Source organism: Oculatella sp. LEGE 06141, assembly GCF_015207605.1.
In the GTDB taxonomy this organism is placed as follows: Bacteria; Cyanobacteriota; Cyanobacteriia; order Elainellales; family Elainellaceae; genus Oculatella.
Genome location: NZ_JADEWO010000003.1, coordinates 151,342 through 171,250, shown reverse-complemented (window position 1 = coordinate 171,250; position 19,909 = coordinate 151,342). Strand labels below are relative to the sequence as shown.

The 19,909-nt window shown below is 51.3% G+C and carries 19 protein-coding genes; 12 read left to right on the top strand and 7 right to left on the bottom strand.

Translation table 11 applies throughout. The annotated features are described in order from the left end of the window. Positions 1 to 329: 329 nt before the first annotated feature. Positions 330 to 1,322: a ribose-phosphate pyrophosphokinase gene (locus IQ268_RS03765; protein WP_370584637.1), complete on the top strand. Its 993-nt coding sequence runs from the start codon at positions 330 to 332 to the stop codon at positions 1,320 to 1,322. A gap of 291 nt (positions 1,323 to 1,613) precedes the next feature. Here the strand turns inward: IQ268_RS03765 and IQ268_RS03760 are convergent, their stop codons facing one another. Then, positions 1,614 to 2,582: a PRC-barrel domain-containing protein gene (locus tag IQ268_RS03760; protein WP_193875689.1), complete on the bottom strand. Its 969-nt coding sequence runs from the start codon at positions 2,580 to 2,582 to the stop codon at positions 1,614 to 1,616. 94 nt (positions 2,583 to 2,676) lie between these two features. Next, positions 2,677 to 6,372, bottom strand: a complete 3,696-nt coding sequence (smc, locus tag IQ268_RS03755; RefSeq protein WP_193875688.1) for a chromosome segregation protein SMC — start codon at positions 6,370 to 6,372, stop codon at positions 2,677 to 2,679. 139 nt (positions 6,373 to 6,511) lie between these two features. Here smc and IQ268_RS03750 point away from each other — a divergent pair, with 139 nt between their 5' ends. The 5 genes from IQ268_RS03750 (at position 6,512) to IQ268_RS03730 (ending at position 9,506) form a co-directional block, all read left to right on the top strand. Further along, positions 6,512 to 6,655 (top strand): hypothetical protein, encoded by a 144-nt coding sequence (locus tag IQ268_RS03750; protein ID WP_193875687.1) that lies wholly within the window; start codon positions 6,512 to 6,514, stop codon positions 6,653 to 6,655. Beyond that, positions 6,652 to 6,834, top strand: coding sequence for a hypothetical protein (locus IQ268_RS03745; RefSeq protein ID WP_193875686.1), 183 nt, complete (start codon positions 6,652 to 6,654; stop codon positions 6,832 to 6,834). The genes IQ268_RS03750 and IQ268_RS03745 overlap by 4 nt, the downstream gene beginning before the upstream one ends. Before the next feature lie 236 nt (positions 6,835 to 7,070). Continuing rightward, positions 7,071 to 7,607: a hypothetical protein gene (locus IQ268_RS03740; RefSeq protein WP_193875684.1), complete on the top strand. Its 537-nt coding sequence runs from the start codon at positions 7,071 to 7,073 to the stop codon at positions 7,605 to 7,607. A gap of 92 nt (positions 7,608 to 7,699) precedes the next feature. Beyond that, positions 7,700 to 8,533 carry a DUF1350 family protein gene (locus IQ268_RS03735; RefSeq protein WP_193875683.1) on the top strand — a complete coding sequence of 278 codons (834 nt, stop codon included), beginning with the start codon at positions 7,700 to 7,702 and terminating at the stop codon, positions 8,531 to 8,533. A 94-nt stretch (positions 8,534 to 8,627) separates the two neighbouring features. Continuing rightward, positions 8,628 to 9,506 (top strand): prohibitin family protein, encoded by an 879-nt coding sequence (locus IQ268_RS03730; RefSeq protein ID WP_193875681.1) that lies wholly within the window; start codon positions 8,628 to 8,630, stop codon positions 9,504 to 9,506. Positions 9,507 to 9,553: 47 nt separating this feature from the next. Here the strand turns inward: IQ268_RS03730 and IQ268_RS03725 are convergent, their stop codons facing one another. Further along, positions 9,554 to 10,339, bottom strand: coding sequence for an HAD family hydrolase (locus IQ268_RS03725; RefSeq protein ID WP_193875679.1), 786 nt, complete (start codon positions 10,337 to 10,339; stop codon positions 9,554 to 9,556). A gap of 40 nt (positions 10,340 to 10,379) precedes the next feature. On the opposite strand from IQ268_RS03725, the gene IQ268_RS03720 reads away from it, so the two are divergent. Beyond that, positions 10,380 to 12,047: a D-Ala-D-Ala carboxypeptidase family metallohydrolase gene (locus IQ268_RS03720; protein WP_193875677.1), complete on the top strand. Its 1,668-nt coding sequence runs from the start codon at positions 10,380 to 10,382 to the stop codon at positions 12,045 to 12,047. 59 nt (positions 12,048 to 12,106) lie between these two features. Here IQ268_RS03720 and IQ268_RS03715 read toward each other — a convergent pair whose 3' ends face one another. Further along, positions 12,107 to 12,538 carry a hypothetical protein gene (locus IQ268_RS03715; protein ID WP_193875675.1) on the bottom strand — a complete coding sequence of 144 codons (432 nt, stop codon included), beginning with the start codon at positions 12,536 to 12,538 and terminating at the stop codon, positions 12,107 to 12,109. Between the two features lie 32 nt (positions 12,539 to 12,570). On the opposite strand from IQ268_RS03715, the gene IQ268_RS03710 reads away from it, so the two are divergent. The 4 genes from IQ268_RS03710 to IQ268_RS03695 all read left to right on the top strand — a co-directional run bounded on the left by IQ268_RS03710 (position 12,571) and on the right by IQ268_RS03695 (position 14,945). Next, complete coding sequence (locus tag IQ268_RS03710; protein ID WP_193875673.1) at positions 12,571 to 13,326, top strand: TIGR04283 family arsenosugar biosynthesis glycosyltransferase; 756 nt, start codon at positions 12,571 to 12,573, stop codon at positions 13,324 to 13,326. Positions 13,327 to 13,342: 16 nt separating this feature from the next. After that, positions 13,343 to 13,801, top strand: a complete 459-nt coding sequence (locus tag IQ268_RS03705; RefSeq protein ID WP_228035060.1) for a rhodanese-like domain-containing protein — start codon at positions 13,343 to 13,345, stop codon at positions 13,799 to 13,801. A gap of 94 nt (positions 13,802 to 13,895) precedes the next feature. Continuing rightward, positions 13,896 to 14,300 (top strand): DUF4112 domain-containing protein, encoded by a 405-nt coding sequence (locus tag IQ268_RS03700; protein ID WP_193875669.1) that lies wholly within the window; start codon positions 13,896 to 13,898, stop codon positions 14,298 to 14,300. Positions 14,301 to 14,447: 147 nt separating this feature from the next. Further along, entirely contained in the window at positions 14,448 to 14,945 is a 498-nt protein-coding gene (locus tag IQ268_RS03695; RefSeq protein WP_193875667.1) for a DUF4112 domain-containing protein, read from the top strand. Positions 14,946 to 14,967: 22 nt separating this feature from the next. Here the strand turns inward: IQ268_RS03695 and IQ268_RS03690 are convergent, their stop codons facing one another. Then, positions 14,968 to 16,911 (bottom strand): ATP-binding protein, encoded by a 1,944-nt coding sequence (locus tag IQ268_RS03690; protein ID WP_193875665.1) that lies wholly within the window; start codon positions 16,909 to 16,911, stop codon positions 14,968 to 14,970. A 1-nt stretch (position 16,912) separates the two neighbouring features. Further along, positions 16,913 to 17,803: a substrate-binding domain-containing protein gene (locus tag IQ268_RS03685; protein WP_193875664.1), complete on the bottom strand. Its 891-nt coding sequence runs from the start codon at positions 17,801 to 17,803 to the stop codon at positions 16,913 to 16,915. Positions 17,804 to 17,982: 179 nt separating this feature from the next. Here IQ268_RS03685 and IQ268_RS03680 point away from each other — a divergent pair, with 179 nt between their 5' ends. After that, positions 17,983 to 19,053, top strand: a complete 1,071-nt coding sequence (locus IQ268_RS03680) for a hypothetical protein (RefSeq protein WP_193875662.1) — start codon at positions 17,983 to 17,985, stop codon at positions 19,051 to 19,053. Between the two features lie 48 nt (positions 19,054 to 19,101). Here the strand turns inward: IQ268_RS03680 and IQ268_RS03675 are convergent, their stop codons facing one another. Next, positions 19,102 to 19,908: an MOSC domain-containing protein gene (locus tag IQ268_RS03675; protein WP_228035059.1), complete on the bottom strand. Its 807-nt coding sequence runs from the start codon at positions 19,906 to 19,908 to the stop codon at positions 19,102 to 19,104. Position 19,909: the final 1 nt, after the last annotated feature.

The window sequence follows — 19,909 nt, the reverse complement described above, 5'->3', positions numbered from 1 at the left end:
GCTCTGAGCTGCTGGAGATGTTCTGAAGTCTGGGAAGACAAATCCTCACCACCTCATTTCCTTTGCACCCATCTTCGCGTGGCAAAGGCCACCCCACAAAGCACTAACTTCGTGCCAACGATCCGCTCACTGGCACCAGGGCTGGAGTGAGAACAAGGTTTTAATTAACCTTAAATTTAACGAGCATTTGTCTCTCTACCGTGCTGCAATAATTGCCCATAATGGCAGTACGTTGTACCGATTCAAGCGTGGATCTCCGCAAAAACCCTGGAAGATGTTTTGGGTCTGAAATGATAAGATTGCGGTGAATATTGCGTCGAGGACCTGTCGTGATCCGCTCTGCTACTTTGACTCTTCAGCCTCCTCTACCTCAAATTTCTGATAACAGCCGCCTGAGGCTATTTTCAGGGTCAGCTAATGTTCCGCTGGCTCAGGAAGTGGCTCGTTATTTAGGCATGGATTTGGGGCCGATGGTTCGGAAGCGATTTGCTGATGGAGAACTCTACATTCAAGTTCAGGAATCTATTCGTGGTTGTGATGTCTACCTGATGCAGCCCACCTGCTACCCGGTGAACGATCATTTAATGGAATTGCTGATCATGGTAGATGCTTGTCGTCGGGCATCTGCTCGCCAGGTAACGGCAGTGATTCCTTACTATGGCTATGCCAGAGCCGATCGCAAAACGGCTGGACGGGAATCCATCACCGCTAAGCTGGTGGCCAACTTGGTGACTCAAGCGGGGGCAAGCCGTGTGTTGGCAATGGATCTGCACTCTGCTCAAATCCAGGGCTATTTTGACATTCCCTTTGATCATGTCTATGGTTCGCCTGTCATCCTGGATTACCTGAACAGCAAGCAGCTTGAAGATATCGTTGTGGTTTCTCCCGATGTGGGCGGTGTAGCGCGAGCTAGAGCCTTTGCCAAAAAACTAGATGATGCGCCGCTAGCCATTATTGACAAGCGCCGTCAGGCTCATAATGTAGCCGAAGTGATGAATGTAATCGGTGATGTTGCTGGAAAAACAGCCGTTTTGGTGGATGACATGATCGATACGGGCGGCACCATTTCGGAAGGGGCTAAGCTTCTACGCGAGGAAGGTGCCCGCCAAGTGTACGCCTGTGCAACTCATGCCGTGTTTTCACCACCCGCCGTAGAACGCCTGTCCAGCGGATTGTTTGAAGAAGTCATTATCACTAACACAATTCCGGTTCCCGAGGAGAAGCGCTTCAATCAGCTAACCGTGCTTTCGGTTGCAAACTTACTCGGGGAAACGATTTGGCGCATTCATGAAGACAGTTCTGTCAGCAGCATGTTCCGTTGATTGCTTGAGGCTAGGGTGGGCAGGTGCCCACCTTTTGGTTGATTTGTGATGGCTTTAAGCGATCGCAACTTGGTTTAGCCGACATTGCACCCTTTGCCATGAGGGTCATGTTAAGAACGTAGAAGCATCGTTCTGGAAAAGGCTTGCAGTCACCGGCGTGCCAGCGCTATTTTTACCTTCAGGCAAGCGAAAACCGTGTCAGTTCTCAAAAAAATGGGCAGTCAGGAGACATGAATTACCCCAACCGCCCGTTCTATTATTGTTGACTGTCAAGCTATTTGAGAAGGAAGGCTAGTAATCCGTTTCCTCTTCGTATTCCACAACGCGCTTGCGCTCAGGGATGTTGATTTGGGGACGGCGTTCTGGCTTGGGGTTTTCGTCATCTTCCCATGCATCGCCCGTCACATCCTCATCCTCTCCATAGTCCGTCTGGCGATAGTCTACGTAGGGCGCTTCTTCCAAATAAGCAGGCTCGTCGGCATATCGAGCCTCTGCCGCGTTGTCGCTCCAGTTGTCTTCTTCGTAGTAAACGGGTTCCGGTTGACGCTGCTGACGGAGCGGCTCACGGATAGGGGCACGGCGCGACTCCGACTCACTCCAATGGTCGTCATCCCAGGTTTCGCTGGCAACTCGCGTTCCGGTGCCTAGCTGTTTGTCGGTTGAGGTCGGCATGACGTAGTAATCTTCTTCCTCGTCTCGCTCCCAGGGGGGCTTGCCAATACCAAGGCGTTCCAGCACACCGACGGTAAGCTGAACCAGTTTATCTTCCGCCCCTTCAAACACGATGAGGCGATCGGGACCACTGCTGACCACTTCATCCATAGATAGCTCATAGGTGCTAACCACCTGATCTGGAATCTGAGGCAACCCGATTGAGGCGATGATGAGCGAGACCACCTTGCCATCGTTTACATCAAACTTAAAGCCTCGAACTTTACCCAGCAACTCTCCCGTCTCGGTAATCACCTCGCTGCTAATCAGCTTGCTGAATGCCTCGACGTTGACTTCATCGTCTAAAACCGTATCGTCGTCCACCAGAATTACATCACCAATCTGACGGATGCTCGTTAGCATCATCGCTTGCTGCGTGTTGGACAGTACACCAGAGAGCATACTTTCACGTAGACCGATCGCAACCACTTCTCGGCGATCGACATCAACCCAGAGCTGGCTGACCACTCCCAGGCGCTTCCCGGTATCGCGGGTGATGATTTGAGTTCCTAGGATGTCTGAGCGTTGGCAAAGTTGTTCAAATGTCATTTTCGAGTCCTAACCTCGAAGCGGCTGGCATGAAGAATATAGATATAGTTACCTATAGATACCGTTCTTAGTCAATATTAACTACTTATAGCAATCAACTGTTGGATTGTAGACTAAGTCCTAGCACTTGAGTATAAGCTCCCCGTGCCTGAGTTACTCCAATTGTACGCTCGGCAGACTCAATCATGGGTCGCCGTAGACTGACGACAAGAAACTGAGCCTGCTGTGCTTGATGTTTGATCATTCTAGCTAATCGGTCTACGTTTGCCCCATCTAAGAACATATCCACTTCGTCAAACGCATAAAACGGGGATGGGCGGTAACGCTGAAGGGCAAAGATGAAACTCAAGGCTGTCAGAGATTTTTCTCCTCCCGACATGGATGCCAAACGCCGCACCTGTTTGCCCTTGGGATGCGCGACTAAGTTCAGCCCGCTGCCAAATGGGTCTTGGGGATCATCCAGATGTAAGTAACCATCCCCATCTGACAATTCAGCAAAAATAGTCTGGAAGTTTTCGTTCACCGCATCAAAGGCTTCCTTAAAGGCTCGCTGGCGCAGAGTGGTAAAGGTTTCAATTCGCAGCAGCAATTCAGTGCGTTCTTCCGCCAGAGTTCCCAATTTTTGGCTGAGTTCATCCAGGCGCGTCTGGGTGCGATCGTATTCCTCCAGGGCCAGCATGTTGACTGGCTCCATGGCCTGCAAGCGTTTTTGCAGCGATCGCAGGTCTTGCTGTAACTGCTCTAAACCTAGAGATTCGGGCAATTCGGGCAACGGATCGGGTAATTCGGCTTGCTGGGTGGCAAGCTGTTCTTGCAATGTCAGTTGTTCCTGCCGCCGCCCGTGCTGGGTTTCTTGCAATTTTTGCTGCTGCCATTCCAATTGCTGCTGTGCGGTTTGTCGGTCGCGCAGTTGGCGTTCGGCGCGATCGCGTTCTTGCTTCTCGGCAGAAAGCCGTTGTTCCAGGGCAGCCAATCCAGATTGGGTTTGGGCAATTTGTTCGCTGAGCGTCGTCTGCTGAGTGCTGAGCGCCGCCTGCTGGTTCAACTGCACCATCTGAGCATTGCGGTACTCCTGCACCCGCTGCTGCTGCTGCTCGATCTTTTCGTGAAGGCGCTGGTGCTGCACGTCTAAATCTTGCGATCGCTGCTCGGCACTGCGTAAGGCTAGCTGGCGTTCATTAAGCTGTGCTTCTTGTTCACGCACCTGCGCTTGCGCCTGCTGCCATTCACTGTGGGTTTGCGATTGCTCTAACTCGGCTAACACCTGCCGCTGCTGCTGAAGGTCGGCTTCTTGCAGCGGCAATTCCCGCCCCAGGGTTTGCAAGCGCTGTTGCACCGTATTCAGCTCTTGCGTGTTTTGTGAGAGCTGCGTTCGCAGTTGCCCTTCCTGGGTAATCAATTTAGCCAATTGGGATTGGAGTTGCTCGGTGTGTAGCTGCACTTCTCGCTGCTGCTGACGAGCTTCGATTAACGCCTGCGACTGTTGCTTCACCGTTGCGGTGGCTTCGGCTACTTCCCGTTGACAGCGAGACAGAATTTGCTCGATTACCTGCAACCGTTCTCGCAGGGCGATCGCTTCTGCCGATTCCCCCGGTTCCACGGTGCCAAAATGCAGCGATCCCTGACGAGAAGACAGGCTGCCGCCAGTCATAGCGCCGCTGGACTCCAACAGTTCACCGTCTAGCGTTACAATCCGGTACTGCCCCAGATGTCGCCGCGCGTCGCTCAGGGTGGAAAAGACCACCGTATTGCCAAACACATAGGCAAAGATATCGCGGTAGCGATCGTCGCAATCAATCAGTTCAGCCGCATAGTCAATAAACCCATCGGGGCGCTTCCAGGCGGGAACAGGGGTGAACTGGGGCGCACGAATTTTGTTCATTGGCAGGAAGGTTGCCCGTCCGCCCCGTCTTTGCTTCAGTAGTTCAATCCCTGCTGCTGCCACACCGTCATCTTCTACCACCAGATGACCTAGCCGCCCGCCTGCGGCAATTTCGAGTGCCAGTTGATAGTGGGAATCGACCCGACCTAACTGCGCCACCAGCCCACACACTCCAGATAATCCCGCTTGCAGCAAAATTTGGGCGGCACCCGTCCCCTGAGCATCACGAACGGCCTGCGTCTGCGCTTCTAATTTATCGAGTTGGCGCTGCTTGTCACGCTGCTCCTGGCTCAAGCGGTTTTGCGTCTCTTGATGGGTTTGTAAGGTTTGCTCAGCTTGAGCCACCCTGTTGCCCAACGAGTGAATCCGTTGCTGTGCAGTATGGTTATGGGCTTCAGCCTGCGTTTGCTGGGCTTGTTTGGTAGCAACGTCCTGCGCGATCGCCCCCAATGCCTCGTTTTGCTCCTGAATTTTTTGTTGAAGTTGATTCGCCCGTTCCTGCAAACGGGCTTGCTCGGTGCGCTGGGGTTCAACGGCGTGCAATAGGGCTTCGATGTGGTGACGCAACTCCGTTTGTTGCTGTACCCACGCTTCGGATGCTGAAGCGATCGCACTCGCCGCTTCGCGCCCCCGATCTAGCGCGTGCTGCGCCTGATCCCGCTCGGTTTGCAGGGACGCAATCAACCGCGTATCGACTTCGCGCTTTTCGTGCGACAGTCGTTCTAGCATCTGCAAGTGTTCCTGAATCTCGCGCTGCACCCGGTCTAAGTTAACCGTCGTCTCACGGCTGGTATTAGCGAGTTCCTGTTCCTGACGCTGAAGCTGGCGCAGTTCGGCCTCACGGGTGGCTAATGTTGCTTGCAGAGCCAGTTGCTCATCTTCCCCCAATGCTTTGACACGGGCATTCAACTGTTCCAGTTGGGCGGTGGTTTCCTGAATCTCTGCCGTGAGTGCCAGCAATTGCTGATTTAGATCCGCCGCAGTGCGATCGCCCATTTCAATCTGTTCAATCAGCTGCTGCACCTGCCGCTGCTGCATTTGCCACAGCAAAACTGCTTCCCATTGAGCCTTGTTCTGCAAATCAGCCTTGAGCCGTTGATATTTTTCGGCTTTGACTCGATCTTGAGCGAGGCGATCGCGCTGGGCAATCAATTCTCGTTCAACAATGCGGAACTGTTCTTCTCGTTCTTTGACCGCATCCAGCTTGTCTTTCGCTTGAATAATTTTGCGATCGAAGGTAGCAACCCCGGCCAGTTCATCAATAATTTCCCGCCGTTCGCGCGGATTCATTGAAATAATGCTGGTTACATCCCCCTGCAAGACGACGTTGTACCCTTCTGGATAAATCCGAAACTTATGGAGCTGCTCGTGAAGCTGATTGAGCGTGCAGGGTTGGGTATTGATGTAGTAGTTGGAGGTGTAGGTGCCCTGAGGTGTGACGCGAAGTTTGCGGGTCACTGTCCACTCTGTTAGTAATGGCGCTCCATTGTCTATATGTCCATTGTGGGTGGCGTTACCGTTACCGTTACCGCCTGCACCACTGCCGTTGCCGTGCTGCTCAGCATGAACACCATTATTGCCAGTACCGTTGGTGGCAGCACTGTCGCCGTCGGCATCCTCCAACAAGCTAGTGATATCCTCGTCTTCGAGCGAAAAGGTCACAGTCACGCTGGCTTCTACCGTTGAGCGACCTCGACCCGCATGGGTTTGGTTGACCAGATCGGGCAAGCGCTCGGCTCGCATCCCTTTTGAACCCGAAAGCCCCAGCGCAAACAGCAACGCATCTAAAATGTTGGACTTCCCCGATCCGTTGGGGCCAGAAACCACGGTAAACCCTGGCAGCAAGGGAACCTGCGTCGTGCCGCCAAAGGATTTGAAATGAGAGAGTTCGACGCGCTTAATATACACTGAGCTTTCTACGGGAACGGCTTCAATTGGCAGGGCAGCACCCTTCGCCAGAGAGGATGGACGGTGTTAAGCGGCTAAAAGGACTAAGTACAAATATACTGATGAGTTTAGTAGTTGAACAGTATTTCTAACAGAAAAAGTGCAAAACCGCATTCACCTTAGTAAAATGCGTCGCTGGCGATCGGGTTCTACACAAATGTTTTCAAACGAACAGCCCTCCAGCAAACATGCGGCACCGGGGGGTGCCCGTTTCAGCAACGATCGCTCTCATCCAGACAGTTGACCCTTAGTTCAGATAGTTCAGACAACCAGAAAAGCGCCATAGAGCAAAAGCACCGCTTAACGAAGGCGATCGCGCTTCAGCAGACCAAACAAGATGCTTGTCATGGTAACGCGGAACTCTACACCGCATCAGGCATAAATCGGTTTATAGCAAGCCATTGCCTTGGGCTGCCGATTTAGCACTCAGACCAGACAGCGATCGCACAATATTCGCGTTTTCAAACAACTACTGAATAGTTGCATCAACCTATTAGTTAAAACCTTCAATCTCACCACTTCAAATTCCGTATTAGACCATAATTTACAAGCAATTAACAATTTATCGTTTCAGGAATCAAAATCACCCCCATGGGTACCCCTTATTCAAAAACAAGCTGACTAAAGTAGGTACATAACCAACTTAAAAGGTGAGCTTCATGTATATCTCCTCCTTTGAATTACTCGTTAAACCTATTGCACCAAAACCCTTTCCTTCAAATGTGTCTCGCCGAGTAGTTCAGGCTTACTTTTTGAGTATTTCCAACCTCGATTCGGCAGAGGATGTGGTTTTATCGCTTCAATTTACAGGCACACCTACAGTCACAACTGACAACACTTTCACCATTTTCGATTCCGGCAGTTCCAACATGTTTGGGGAATTAGCCCCCGACTCTGTTACTGGAAAACCAAGCCAGATTCTAACTCTTGCTAAGGGACAAACCGGACTATTTGTATTACAGCCCGACCTGTCTAAGCCAGGGATTTTGGATGAAGCAAATCTGGAAGTGCGCGGTTATGTTGAACTGTTCATTTCTCCCCTTTCTCCCAGCGACTCTGCTGAGCTGCTGATTTCCCCCCAGATTCGGGGCACATTTTTACCCAGTGATTTAACCGATCCAAACCCGGATTTTGACCAACAAGCCTATAGCTTGCCAACTGCAAATGGCACCGCTTTGATTAAGCTAGAGCGCTAAAACCAGATAGAGAAATAGGGCAGGTTAATCGTGTAATCTGCTCTATTTCCTGCAAAATCTGTAGGTCGTATTTCTTCAATTCAGGTCATTAAATGAATCTAATTTTTAAGCCCATTTCTCATAGCTGGGTCGCCAAGCATCCTCATCCAATTGGGGTGGTTGAATTCCTCGGAGGAGCATTGTACGGATCTAGCCCAACGATTGGTTATTCTCATTTTTTGTCGAGTTTATTTGAAGCAGGTTATACCGTCATTGCTGTTCCTTTTAGCTTTGGTTTCAACCATGAGGCGATCGCCCAAAGTTTGTTGGTTGAACGGGATGTGATCAGACAAGAATTAAATTATCCAGACAGCCTGCCCCATTTTTGGATCGGTCACAGCCTGGGCTGCAAATACATCATGCTGCTAGAAGCACTGGACGTTATTTTTGATCAACCGTCGTTGCTTATCACCCCTTGTATATCCGATACAAAGGATGCCCTGCCCTCTCCCAGTCTTGCCCGCTGGTTCGATCGCCACCAGTTAGGCGTGCGCCCAACCAAACAAGCCACTCAGGAGCTGGTGCATAACAGCGACCTATTTAACCTCACGGCTCTGCTGTCCTGTCGTGACGATGCGATCGCCGGAAATCAGCAGCAGTTGCCTGAAACGAGTGATGTTGCCTGGTTTGCCCAACAGTTAATTCAAAAGCAAGGAGATAATTCGCTTTGCCGTGAAATTGCAGGCGGCCATCGAGAAGTGTTAGCAGTCAGGCTGGGGCGCTACATGGTAGATTGGCAGCTCAACAATGGGTTGCTGCAAACCGCAAGGCAGCGATCGGTGGAACAACAAGCCCTGCATCTATTACAACAGCTAGGCCAACGGCTCAATGCCGCCAGCGCTGTTTCTAACCTGTCGAAAGTAACAGCGATCGTCCCCGCACTCTAAAACTGTAATATTTCTGTTATCCCTGGCCGTTAATGCCCTCAGTAAACAGTGAAGACTAGAGCAGGACGAACTTCTTCACCTGAGAGATTAATCTATGTCCTTTATTACGTCATTAGTAACGGCTCTCATTGCTATTTTGGTCTACTTATCCAGTGCCAAAATTCCGAGCAAGCGCAACCAGTTCACTATTCGGGCGATCGCTCTGTTAATTGGCGGTCTGGCTCTTTTTTCAGCCGCGTTTAGAAATTTAACTATTATCACGGCTGGTCACGTTGGTGTCGTTGAACTGTTTGGCACGGTGGCGGAGCGACCTCTCCAACCCGGAGTACACTTAACCAATCCCTTCTCGGAAATTATCCAATTTTCGACCCGGTTAAGAGACCTTAAAGAAACCATTGAAGTGACGTCCGCAGAAGGGCTAGCGTTCAATATAGATGTCAGTTTGCAATATAAGCTAAACCCACAAAAAGCTGCCGAAATCTATACCAATATTGGTACCGATGAGGACGAAATTGTCTCGTCTCGGTTTCGCTCGATCGTTCGAGAAGTAACAGCCAGTTACCCTGCCGTTGCTGTTTATTCAACCCGACGACAAGAAGTGGCACAAACCCTGCGCGATCGCCTCAATCAACAACTTCAGCCCTTAGGCTTTACCGTTGAAGAAACGCTGCTGCGTGAAGTGCAAATTCCAGAATCTCTACAAGCATCGGTGCAAAGCAAGCTTCAGGCAGAACAGGAAAGCCAGCAGATGGCATTTACCCTGGAAAAGGAACGGCAGGAAGCAGAACGCAAGCGCATCGAAGCTCAAGGAGCAGCGGATGCTCAACGAATTCTGGCTCAAGGCATAACCAGCGAATCGCTGCAATTGAGAGCGATCGAAGCGACCGAAAAACTAGCGGCATCCGACAACACAAAAGTGGTCATTATGGGAGGGCAAAACGGCACACCGATCCTGTTTCAGCTCGATGAATAAGCGTTAACGTCGCACCATTTGCAGTCAGATTGCGCTCAAACCGCTGCTCAAACTCTCACATGCGATTGCAAAATAAACCGCGCTAACTCACAAAATCCCCGTGCTTCCTCAAGTTGTGTCATGTAGGTGGGTTGGTAAACGAGCTGATTCGTATAGTGCCGAATGTTGGCAACGCCAACCGATAGCGGAAAGCGATCGCCATCAAACAAACTTTCATCATTGGGGCTATCCCCCACCGTCAACACCTGCGAGCGCTCGTATTGCGGAAAATGATGCTGCAAAACCCAATCCAACGCTGTCGCTTTATCTTGCCCGATCGGTTTGATATGGCATTGCACCGTACTGTAGGTAAAACTCCAACCGTCTGCCTCACAGCGATCGCGCAAGATTTGTAAATCCGCCAAGGTCAATCCCCGCACATCAAACGTCCAGTCGGTCAAGCGAAAGCAATTGTCCGCCGTTTCTCGCAGTTGGGGAAAATCGGTTTGCAACTTGTAAAACGTCTGCGCCAACGCCTGACGGTGGCTCGCTATGTGGGGAATAGGCACAATCGTTTTAGGCTCCGCATCATTTGCCAGGTAAAATAACCCCCCATTTTCGGCGATCGCCCCAACGACTGGTAGATAGCTCACCAATCCACTTACCCAACCTGCCGATCGACCTGTGATAATAAACACTTGGATATCAACAGCGGCTAAATCTGCAAGCGTTTGCAGCAGTGCTGGCGTAAACTTGTCTCGATCGGTGAGGGTACCGTCCATATCGGTGGCAATGAACCGCACATTCTTAAAGAATTTTGCAGAAAAATTCTGAGAGAGGGGCAAAAAAGGCATAAATTGATGTACAAAATTTAGGCAAATTTCAGGGTTGGCTATGGCAGATCTGACTCCAGACCAGCGCAACTATTACTACTTGAATGAATCCGCACGCACCGGCATTCACAAGTCCATTTTGGCAGCACTGTATGCCGCTCACGGCAGTCCTAACTTAACGGATGGTGAAACTGGGTTGGGCATATCTGCGGCAAACCGCATTCCGCCCGACCAGGTCAATACCTTTTCCGAACAGGTGCAATATGCCGCCAATACTATCCGCAGCATTACCGATAAGCTCACCGCCCAGGGATGGAAAGGCAGCGACCTGTGGAGTAACGATTTGGGACGGTATAGCGATCGCTTCGTCCAAAGTGTGGCAGAAGGGTATGCCCCTCCAGCAAATGACCTGGCGGCTGCCCGATTGGAGCCAACCAATAGCCAGAAGCTGTTGCAAGCTTACATTGAAGATTTAACGCTTGACTATAGAGCAGACGGTCTGCCGCAAAATTTGTCGTTTCTCGACTCGGCTCTGCTGCGGTTCGTTGAACGCCTGCCCCGCTACTATAACGGTCTGCCCTACCAGCGAGATGCCCTGCTGGAAGGGGCGCGGCTTTGGCGGAAGTCAGATACGCGGGAGATGGCGATCGCCTCTTTGCTCAACAAACCCGTTAGCGACCCCACCGTGAGCAGCCCCGATGATGCCGCATTAGACCGGGTGCTGCTCCAGTTTTTTCAACAGGTGTCGCCGTATTACTCTGGCTACCCCCACCAACGGGAAGCCCTGCTGCGGGTCGTTCAACTGTGGCGGCAGTTAGATTCTCGAGAAGAATCGATTACGTCTTTAAAGGAAAACACCTCGGCTGAAGCCAAAATTGATGTCGTCGATCCAGCTCTGGTGGCGTTTGTTCAACGCATTCCCCAGTTTTACCAGGGCAAGGGGGATCAGCGGCAAGCCCTGACAGAAGCCTTTCGGCTTTGGCGCGGGCTGGACTCTCGCTCTAGTGCATTGTCGGCGCTAGGCGTAAACCCTCAAGTGTTTGCCTCCAGCAACCCCGATCCCAATGCCCTGGCTAATACCGCAGCACAGGTCGATCGCCAGCTATTGGAGTTTATTAAACGCGTTCCGGCTAACTACAAAGAATCGAATGACCAGCGAGAAGCCCTGATCCGGTTGGTGCAGATCTGGCGTGGGTTAGACGCACGCGACAAAACCCTGCAAACCCTACTGGACGATCTGCGGAAGATGGATCGCGCCCGTCGCGATTCGCCTGAAGCAGTACCCAAGCCTGAACCTGCTCCTTTGCCTGCTCGTCCAGCCAAATGGACTCCCCGAAACATTCAGCTATTTGCGTCTATTGTTCCCAACGGCAGCTTTACATGGGCAGAAGCCACCCACGGCGGCACCCGTATGCCTCCCAACCAGGCAACCGTTGACGCAGTCGTGCGAATTGCACGGATGGCGCAGCAGGCACGCGATCGCATCGGTCGTCCGTTCCGCATTACCAGTTGGTATCGTCCACCAGACATTAACCGTCGCGTGGGTGGAGCATCCCAGAGCCGCCACATTGTTGGAGATGCGATCGACTTTTACGTCGATGGCTTAACCGGAAACCAGCTCTATCAGGCTCTTGACCCCTGGTGGCCTGGCGGATTGGGGCGCTACAACACGTTTCCCAACCTGAGCCACATCGATGCACGCAATTATCGGGCCAGATGGAGGCATTAGAAATGGGCAAGCCAGGGAGCTAAGACTTCTAGATTGACGTTCTGGTTGCTTAGCCCCCTTCACACGCTGGATGAGATGCGATCGATTCCTTGCCGAATCCAGTTCAGGCATTCAGCTTCGCTTTCAAACAGTTTAGGAGCAGCAATATTAGTTAACTCGGTGGGCGGATAGTGATCATAGAAAAAGGTGCCCGCCGCCTCAATGACAATGATCAAGTTATCGCGGTAAGTGTACCGACGTTTGAAATAATCGTCATAACTATCACTATCAGAGAATTGAGTCAGGTCGTCTCTGGCAATTTGCAAGATGCCATCGATCGAATCTGAATAGAGTTTGGCCGGATTTGTAGCCGTATGAAAGTGACCTTTGTGCCCTATCTCAGAGAGCAGTCTGTATGAATAGATCGCCTGGCTATCAGCCTGTCCATACTGGAATGGAATGATAAGATAGCCTCGACAAAACGTTGAATGTTCGTAGAGTAATCGATTCATTTCAACCGTTCATTTTGATATGGCCTGACTCAATGACTGGCGTTTCTATTGTTATTCCTACTTTAAATGAAGCCAGTTGCCTGGAACGGACGTTGCGCCATCTGATGTTGCTCAATCCGTCTGCGGCGGAAATTATTATTGCCGACGGAAACAGCCAGGACGAAACCGTGGCGATCGCTCATCGGCTGTTTCAAGAATTTTCCCCAACCACTCAAACGGTTTTAATTCAAAGTGAAGCACAGGGGCGAGCGATTCAAATGAATCGCGGAGCCAGGGCAGCAACCGGAGACGCACTCTGCTTTTTGCACGCCGATACCCTGGTGCCTGACGATTTGGTTGCTATTATCCACAACACCCTGGCCACACCGAAGGTCGTCTGCGGCGGCTTCATTTCCCTGATGGCTGGGGCAACCGTTACCCGATGGGGCGTGTCATTTCACAACTTCCTTAAAACCTACTATGCACCGTTACTGTTTCACCCCGTTTTGTTCTTCAAAGGGCTAAGGTTGCTGTTTGGCGATCAGGTCATGTTTTGTCAGCGTGATGTGTTTTTGGAGTGTGGTTGTTTCAACGAAGCGCTACCGATTATGGAAGAGGCCGATCTGTGTCTAAGGCTGGTACGCTATGGCAAAATTCGCCAGGTAAACCGGATCGTGCAGTCGTCCGATCGCCGCGTTGCCAAGTGGGGCACCTGGAAGGCAACCGCTATCTACATTTACATTGGCTTTTTGTGGGGTATTGGCGTGTCTGCCACTTATTTAAAGCAGTTTTACGATGATATTCGCTAGGTGAATGAACACACTCATGCAGATCGGGTGGGACATCGTGCAGCAAACGATCAAGCGACGCTTTCCGGAGGTTCGTTCCACTTCTACCCACGATTTGGCGGATTGGCTGAACCAAACCGAACGCCCCTTACCCCTATTGCTCGATGTGCGTACCGCTGACGAGTATGCCGTCAGCCATCTTCCTCAAGCGCAACGCCTTGAGCCAAACACCCAAGACTTTTCTGCACTGGCAGATTTGCCCCTCGACACACCCATTGTCACCTACTGTTCCGTGGGAATGCGATCGGCGGCGATCGCCTCTCAACTCCAGGCCAACGGTTTTACTAACGTTACCAACCTGGAGGGATCAATCTTTCGCTGGGTCAACGAGGGGAGAGCGGCTTATCGCAATGATCAACCCGTGCAGCAGGTTCATCCCTATAACTCGCTGTGGGGACTGTTGCTGCGCCACCCCTTCCACGCTTACACCCCTTGATATAGCGCGATCGCTCTCAGGGCAGAAGGACTGAGATTGAGTTTCCTTCCAACGATACAAGAGTGTCGCTGGCAAACCTGGCACGATTGAAGACATGAACAACGTCGAACGTCTTGCCACACTCAACCGTATTCGTAAGCTAAGCCGCTTGCTCGATACCTCTATCCGCATTCCAGTTATCGGCTTTCGGTTCGGACTCAACCCCATTATTGGATTGGTGCCCGGTCTGGGAGATATGATCTCGGCGGGGTTTTCAACCTATTTGCTGGTAATGGCAACCCGTTTTCGGTTGCCCGCGAAAACGATTCAATGGATGGTTTTCAACATTGCCATCGAGTCTATTCTTGGCTCAGTACCGCTGATTGGCGATTTATTTGATGCCTATTACAAAGCAAATATTCGTAATTTGGCATTGCTCGAAAAGCATTTGCAGACGGCAGAGCCTGAACTGGGTGAACTCGATCCGATGGATTTGTCGAGCGTGTCGGTGGCTAAGTAGCACGGCGTTGGGAAGCGCAACGTTTTAGGGTGCCGATCGCCATTCCTCGCCATTCCATAGAACTTCACTGTAGATTTTTGCAGTCTTGTCATAAGCTGTGAGAGAACGCCATTTCTATAGCCCCAGGGCGATCGCACGCCAATCGTTATGCAAAAACCCTCACATGATCCGTTAGTCGTTCATCCCCACACAGCCAGGGTCGCTCGTTTGCGTCGGCTCAGCCACGTGTTGGATAAGGCGATCGCCATTCCAGGCACAGGAGTGCGTTTCGGGCTTGACCCGGTTCTGGGGTTGATTCCGGGCGGAGGAGATACGATCGCCGGAGTGCTATCGGCCTACATTATTGTTGAATCGGCGCGTATGGGCTTACCGCGCCAGGTCATTGGGCAGATGGTAAGTAACGTGCTTCTCGACTCGGTATTTGGCACAGTTCCCGTTGTAGGAGACCTGTTTGATGTTGGCTGGAAGGCCAACGTTAGAAACATTGCACTGCTCGAACGCCATCTTGATATCACATCAACGCATCGCGCCAATCCCTTATTTCTGGCGTTGCTCATTTTAGCGTTAGCCACCATCGTCCTGGGATTTGCCGCCTTCGCAGTGCTGGTGATCCGAGCCTTATGGAACGCGATCGCAGGCGTGTAACAATTCTCAAACTAGCTTTGGCTTAGCGAACGGGAATGGTGATAACAAATTTCGTCCCCTCTCCTGGTGTGGAGTCGCACCCCAACATGCCGTTATGCTTCTCGGTGACAATCTCATAGCTGATCGATAAGCCTAGCCCCGTCCCTTTACCAACTGGCTTGGTTGTAAAGAAGGGATCAAAAATCCGCGATCGCACTGCTTCGGGTATTCCCAGACCGTTATCTGCGATCGTAATCTGGACTTTATTGTCAGCCGTCATTTGAGTCGAAATCCAAATGGTGTTGAGATGTGTTGGTTGATGATCTTCCGTTTGCTGTCGCTCAGAGCCTTCTAATGCATCAAGGGCATTCGTCAATAAGTTCATGAAGACCTGGTTGAGGTGTCCGGGGTAGCACTCCACTAATGGCAATGAACCGTAATCCTTCACTATTTGGACTGCCGGAAAGCCTGGTTTTGCCTTAAAGCGGTGTTGCAAGATCATCAAGGTGTTATCAATCCCTTCATGCAGATCGGCAGGCTTGAATTCTGCTTCATCCAGGCGAGAAAAGTTACGCAACGAAACGACAATGTCACGAATGCGGTCAGAACCCACTTTCATGGATTGAAGAATCTTTATAAGATCCTCAGTCAAAAAGGGAAGATCCACGTCATCCAGGCTAGCTTGAAGCGCTTGAGGAGGCTGGGGGTAATAGTGCTGATAGGAGTTCAGCAGTCGCAGTAAGTCTTGCGTATATTGCTCGACATAATTCAGGTTGCCATGAATAAAATTAACTGGGTTGTTGATTTCGTGCGCGACCCCGGCCACCATTTGCCCTAATGCGGACATCTTTTCGCTCTGCACCATTTGCCTTTGGGTACGATGCAAATCTTCCAGGGTGCTTTTTAGTTGCTGCATTTGGTGATTCAGTTGTAGATCGCGAGCAGTAAGCTGCTCTGCCATCATATTGAATCCCTGCGCTAGTACCCCTACTTCATCCTGGTTATCGACCCGAATGCGAATGGATAAGTCACCCTGAGCTAACTGTTGGGTTGCCTGAGTTAACCCTTGAATGCGACGGCTTAGCGCTTGAGTGATACGAAACCCTAAGACCGTTACCCCCACAATGAGAATTCCTCCTAGCAGCCCAAAACCACTCACAACTAGCCATAACTGATGGGCTGCCTGCTCCGTATCCTTAAGGGACTTAAGGACAGCAATTTTGAGAGTGGTTCGATCAAAGCCTGGTAGCTCAACTGTTTTAAGCAGGTAAGTTTCCCCTGCAATCGCTATCCGCGTAGGGACTACATCCGACTGGGGAAGGTGCCAAGGCTGAGTGCGATCTAGCGCCAGGGTAGAAGCCGTTACCCAGTCGCCCTGAAAGGCAACCAAGTGCATAGATGTGTCGCCTCGAACTTGCTGGAGTAGCCTATCATCAACGGCAACTCCCACGACTAAGGTAGCCAGAACTTCGGTTGACGATTTGACCGTAATAAAGCTGGATAGGGAGGAAGGAGCCGCATTTTCTGCTAGAAGAATGCCCGATAGCTCTAGGCCAGTTTGAGCAGTAAAGTTGATGGTCGCATCTTCAAATGTGGCTCGCTCCAGCGCTCCTTGCTGCAACGACACCAACGAGCGTCCATTGGTGTCAACCAGCCTGATCAAATCCAGCCCCAAAGCGGCTTGAATTGGCAATAGGGTACGGAGAAACAAGGCGCGATCGTCCGCCAAGACTGCCTCGACAACACTACGATCCTCGCTGATCCAGCGGGCTTTCAAGCTGAGTACTTCTTGCTTCTGCTGCAAGTCTTGTTGTAGCAAAATGGCAAGATCTCCGGCCTCTTTGTGCGCCGTTCGTTCTAAGTTATTTCTCGTAAAGTAACCAACTCCTACGGTTCCGGATGTCCATAGACTGAGGAATAGGATCAACAGTGGCGACAGCAGTTTGACCGAAACCGGAAGCCGTTTGTATTGGGAAGGAATGGTCATTTCATTTTTCTTGAAGTTCTGCTGTTTGGGGTGCAGCAATAAAACCAGCCTGCTCTATCGCTTCGATTCCGGGTTTGCTAAAGATGTAATCAACAAATGCTTGAGTCGTCTCCGCAGCGTTTTTACTCCAGACAATTCCGATTTCGCGTGCCATCAAGTACTGGCCTGTTTTCAGATTGGCTGGAGTGGGTGCAACATCATTGAGGCTGAGACGATTCACAGGCAGGTTATGGGTAATCGCATACGCCAGGGAAAAGGCACCAATGCTGTAGGGAATACTTTGCATGGCCTGGATAAGTTCCCCCTCTTTACGAAGCACGATGGCGTTTGGGGCATTCTGCAAATCCTGACCCAGGTAGTGTTTACGCAGCAGGCGCTTGGCAGTTTCGTCTTCTGGACGATCGAGTACAACAATTGGAGCATCAGGCCCCCCCAATTGCTTCCAGTTGGTTACACTGCCGCTGTAAATAGCTTTGAGGTTTTCAGTTGTGAGATTCTTTACCCCGGTTACGCTGGAGTGAGTAGCCACTAAAAGGGCATCTTGAGCAACCTCGTGGAAGGCTAAGCTGGCATCGTTTTCCTCTGGCTTTAAGCGTCTAGAAATGACACCTACATCGACCAGTTCTTGTTTGACCCCTGCAACTATGTTTTCGGATTGCCCTGGTTCCAAAAGGGTAATTTGTTCAGTGCCGGAAGTGGATTCATATGCCGTTTTCAGGGTTCGCAGGAAATCTACCGTACTGCTAGAACTGCCCGATCTGATTGCGGCTTGGGGGTTGCTTGCCCCGGGTGTTGCAGTGGGAGGCGGAAGGACGCTGGGAGTGGTTGAACAACTGGGTAGCCCTACGAGCACGATCGCCCCTAACGCCAGGATGACTAAATTCCGTTGCATATCAAAACACTGGTAAAAAATGATACTTGTGCCTAGAGTTCCCAACGCTGTAGGGGAATTTACACAATGCGTCCAGAGGAATCGAGGAGAGGTTCGGCCACCTGGCTAGCGGATCAGCCGATCGCACCACGCTAGATGTTGTGCAATAATGGCTTGCTGTTGTCCAAAACCTACTTCCTATGGTTCAAGCACTCGACTTCACGGCTGACCTGGCTTCCCCATTTGAAAACGGTGCAGAGTTGACCTTTCAGCTTCCCGACCCAGAGGATGAACAAATTTCTGACCAGGAGTTTGACCATCAGGTCGAAACCGCATGGCAAGTGTGCGATCGCTTCGACTTGCAAACCGACATTTGGCGAGGACGGATTTTGCGAGCTGTGCGCGATCGCGAGAAACGAGGAGGAGACGGGCGCGGCACAGGATTTCTTAACTGGTTGAAGGATCGAGAAATCAGCAAAAGCCAAGCCTACTCGCTGATTGAACTAGCCAACAGTGCCGATACCCTGTTGCAAGACGGCATGCTTGAACCGGAGGATGTCAACCACTTCAGTAAACGAGCCTTTGTTGAAACAGCACAATCGGCTCCAGAAGTGCAGCAGATGGTTAGCGATGCGGCTCGACGGGGCGATCGCATCACCCGGCGCGAAGTGCGGCAAATGTCGGACGAGTGGACCGCGATGAGTTCCGACTTGCTGCCCATCGAGATCAAAGAAAAAGCCGCCAACAGTACGATCCCGACCCGCTACCTTGCGCCCTGCGCGCGCGAGATGGCGAAGCTGCCAGAAATCCATCAAACGCCGCTCAGAGCAGAGATTGCCGAAAACCCCGATGTGGACACCCTGAAGCAGGTCACGGCGGAAGCTCGCTATTTAGCAAAATATCTCAACAGTGCGATTCAGGTTCAAGCGCTAAACAACGAATCGTTAGATATAGAATCTGCCTTAGAAGAAGCGCTGCGAATTGGCTGTTTGAGTTCCACGGCAGATTTGGTGAACCAGGCCGCCCAGCTAGAGCAAACCATTGCCAAGCTCTACACCACCTGGAAACGGCTAACTAACCTGGCAGAACGAGTGTATTTAGACAGCGGTGCTAGCACTCCCCATTTGCGAACCATGCTCTCGTGCCTCAATTCGCTCTCCGGAGAGACATTAGAAATGCACCTGGGTGACCCAGCCGGGGGAGGGTTCTCACGCACGATTCGGCTCAAAATCTTAAATGATGCTGAATTACCGCTTGAAGAGGAATCGTGAGATGGGTGATTTTGTGTCTCTGGTCGTGGCGATCGCATCACCACATTATCATTCCAGCACCTCAACCGGGTCGCCAAGGTTCAGCGTTCCAGCACCACCGGGCAACAGGTTTTGACCAAAGAAAATTTCTCCGTTCCTCATACGGTAGCGGGACAGGGTCAGTAACGGTTCCTTGCCTTTGATGGCGGTCTGTTGGTCGATCGTTGTAATGATGCAGCGTGAACACGGCTTGACCACATGAAAGAGCAGGGAGCCAATTCGGATTTGCCGCCAGCTATCCTCAGCATAGGGTTCGCATCCAGCCACCACCAGATTGGGGCGAAACCGATTCATGGGCAGGGGGGTGTCCAGGCGGCGGTTCAAATCCTGCAAAGACGCTTCTGAAATTAATAGGAACGGAGATGCATCCGCAAACCCAACCTGATCCTGAGACGGGTCGATCGCAAAGGTCGGATCGACCAACCGAATCGAGTCCTCTGGCATGTACACCAACTGGCATGGCTGCTTCAAAAACTGGCTAAACCATTGATTGATAGACTCATCAGCCGGGATGGCGTTGCAGATATCCCTCCACACTTTCACTTGAATACGATCGCCAGACGCATCTGGAACAGCCACCGCTAACGGCTCCATTCCAGGAGCGGCAACCACTAAACGGTCTGCATCGAGCTGAACGGTGATCAGCGCCATTTGAGAAACCCGACGCTGGGTCATAAACGTATGCGTCTGATCGACCAGCATCCAGCGGCGATCGCCCGCGAAACCCCGTGCCCCAACCACACCGCTAGATAACGAAATTCCTGCCGCCGACTTTATAGGATAGAGATTCAGTTCGCTCAAAACCATCTGAGTCATC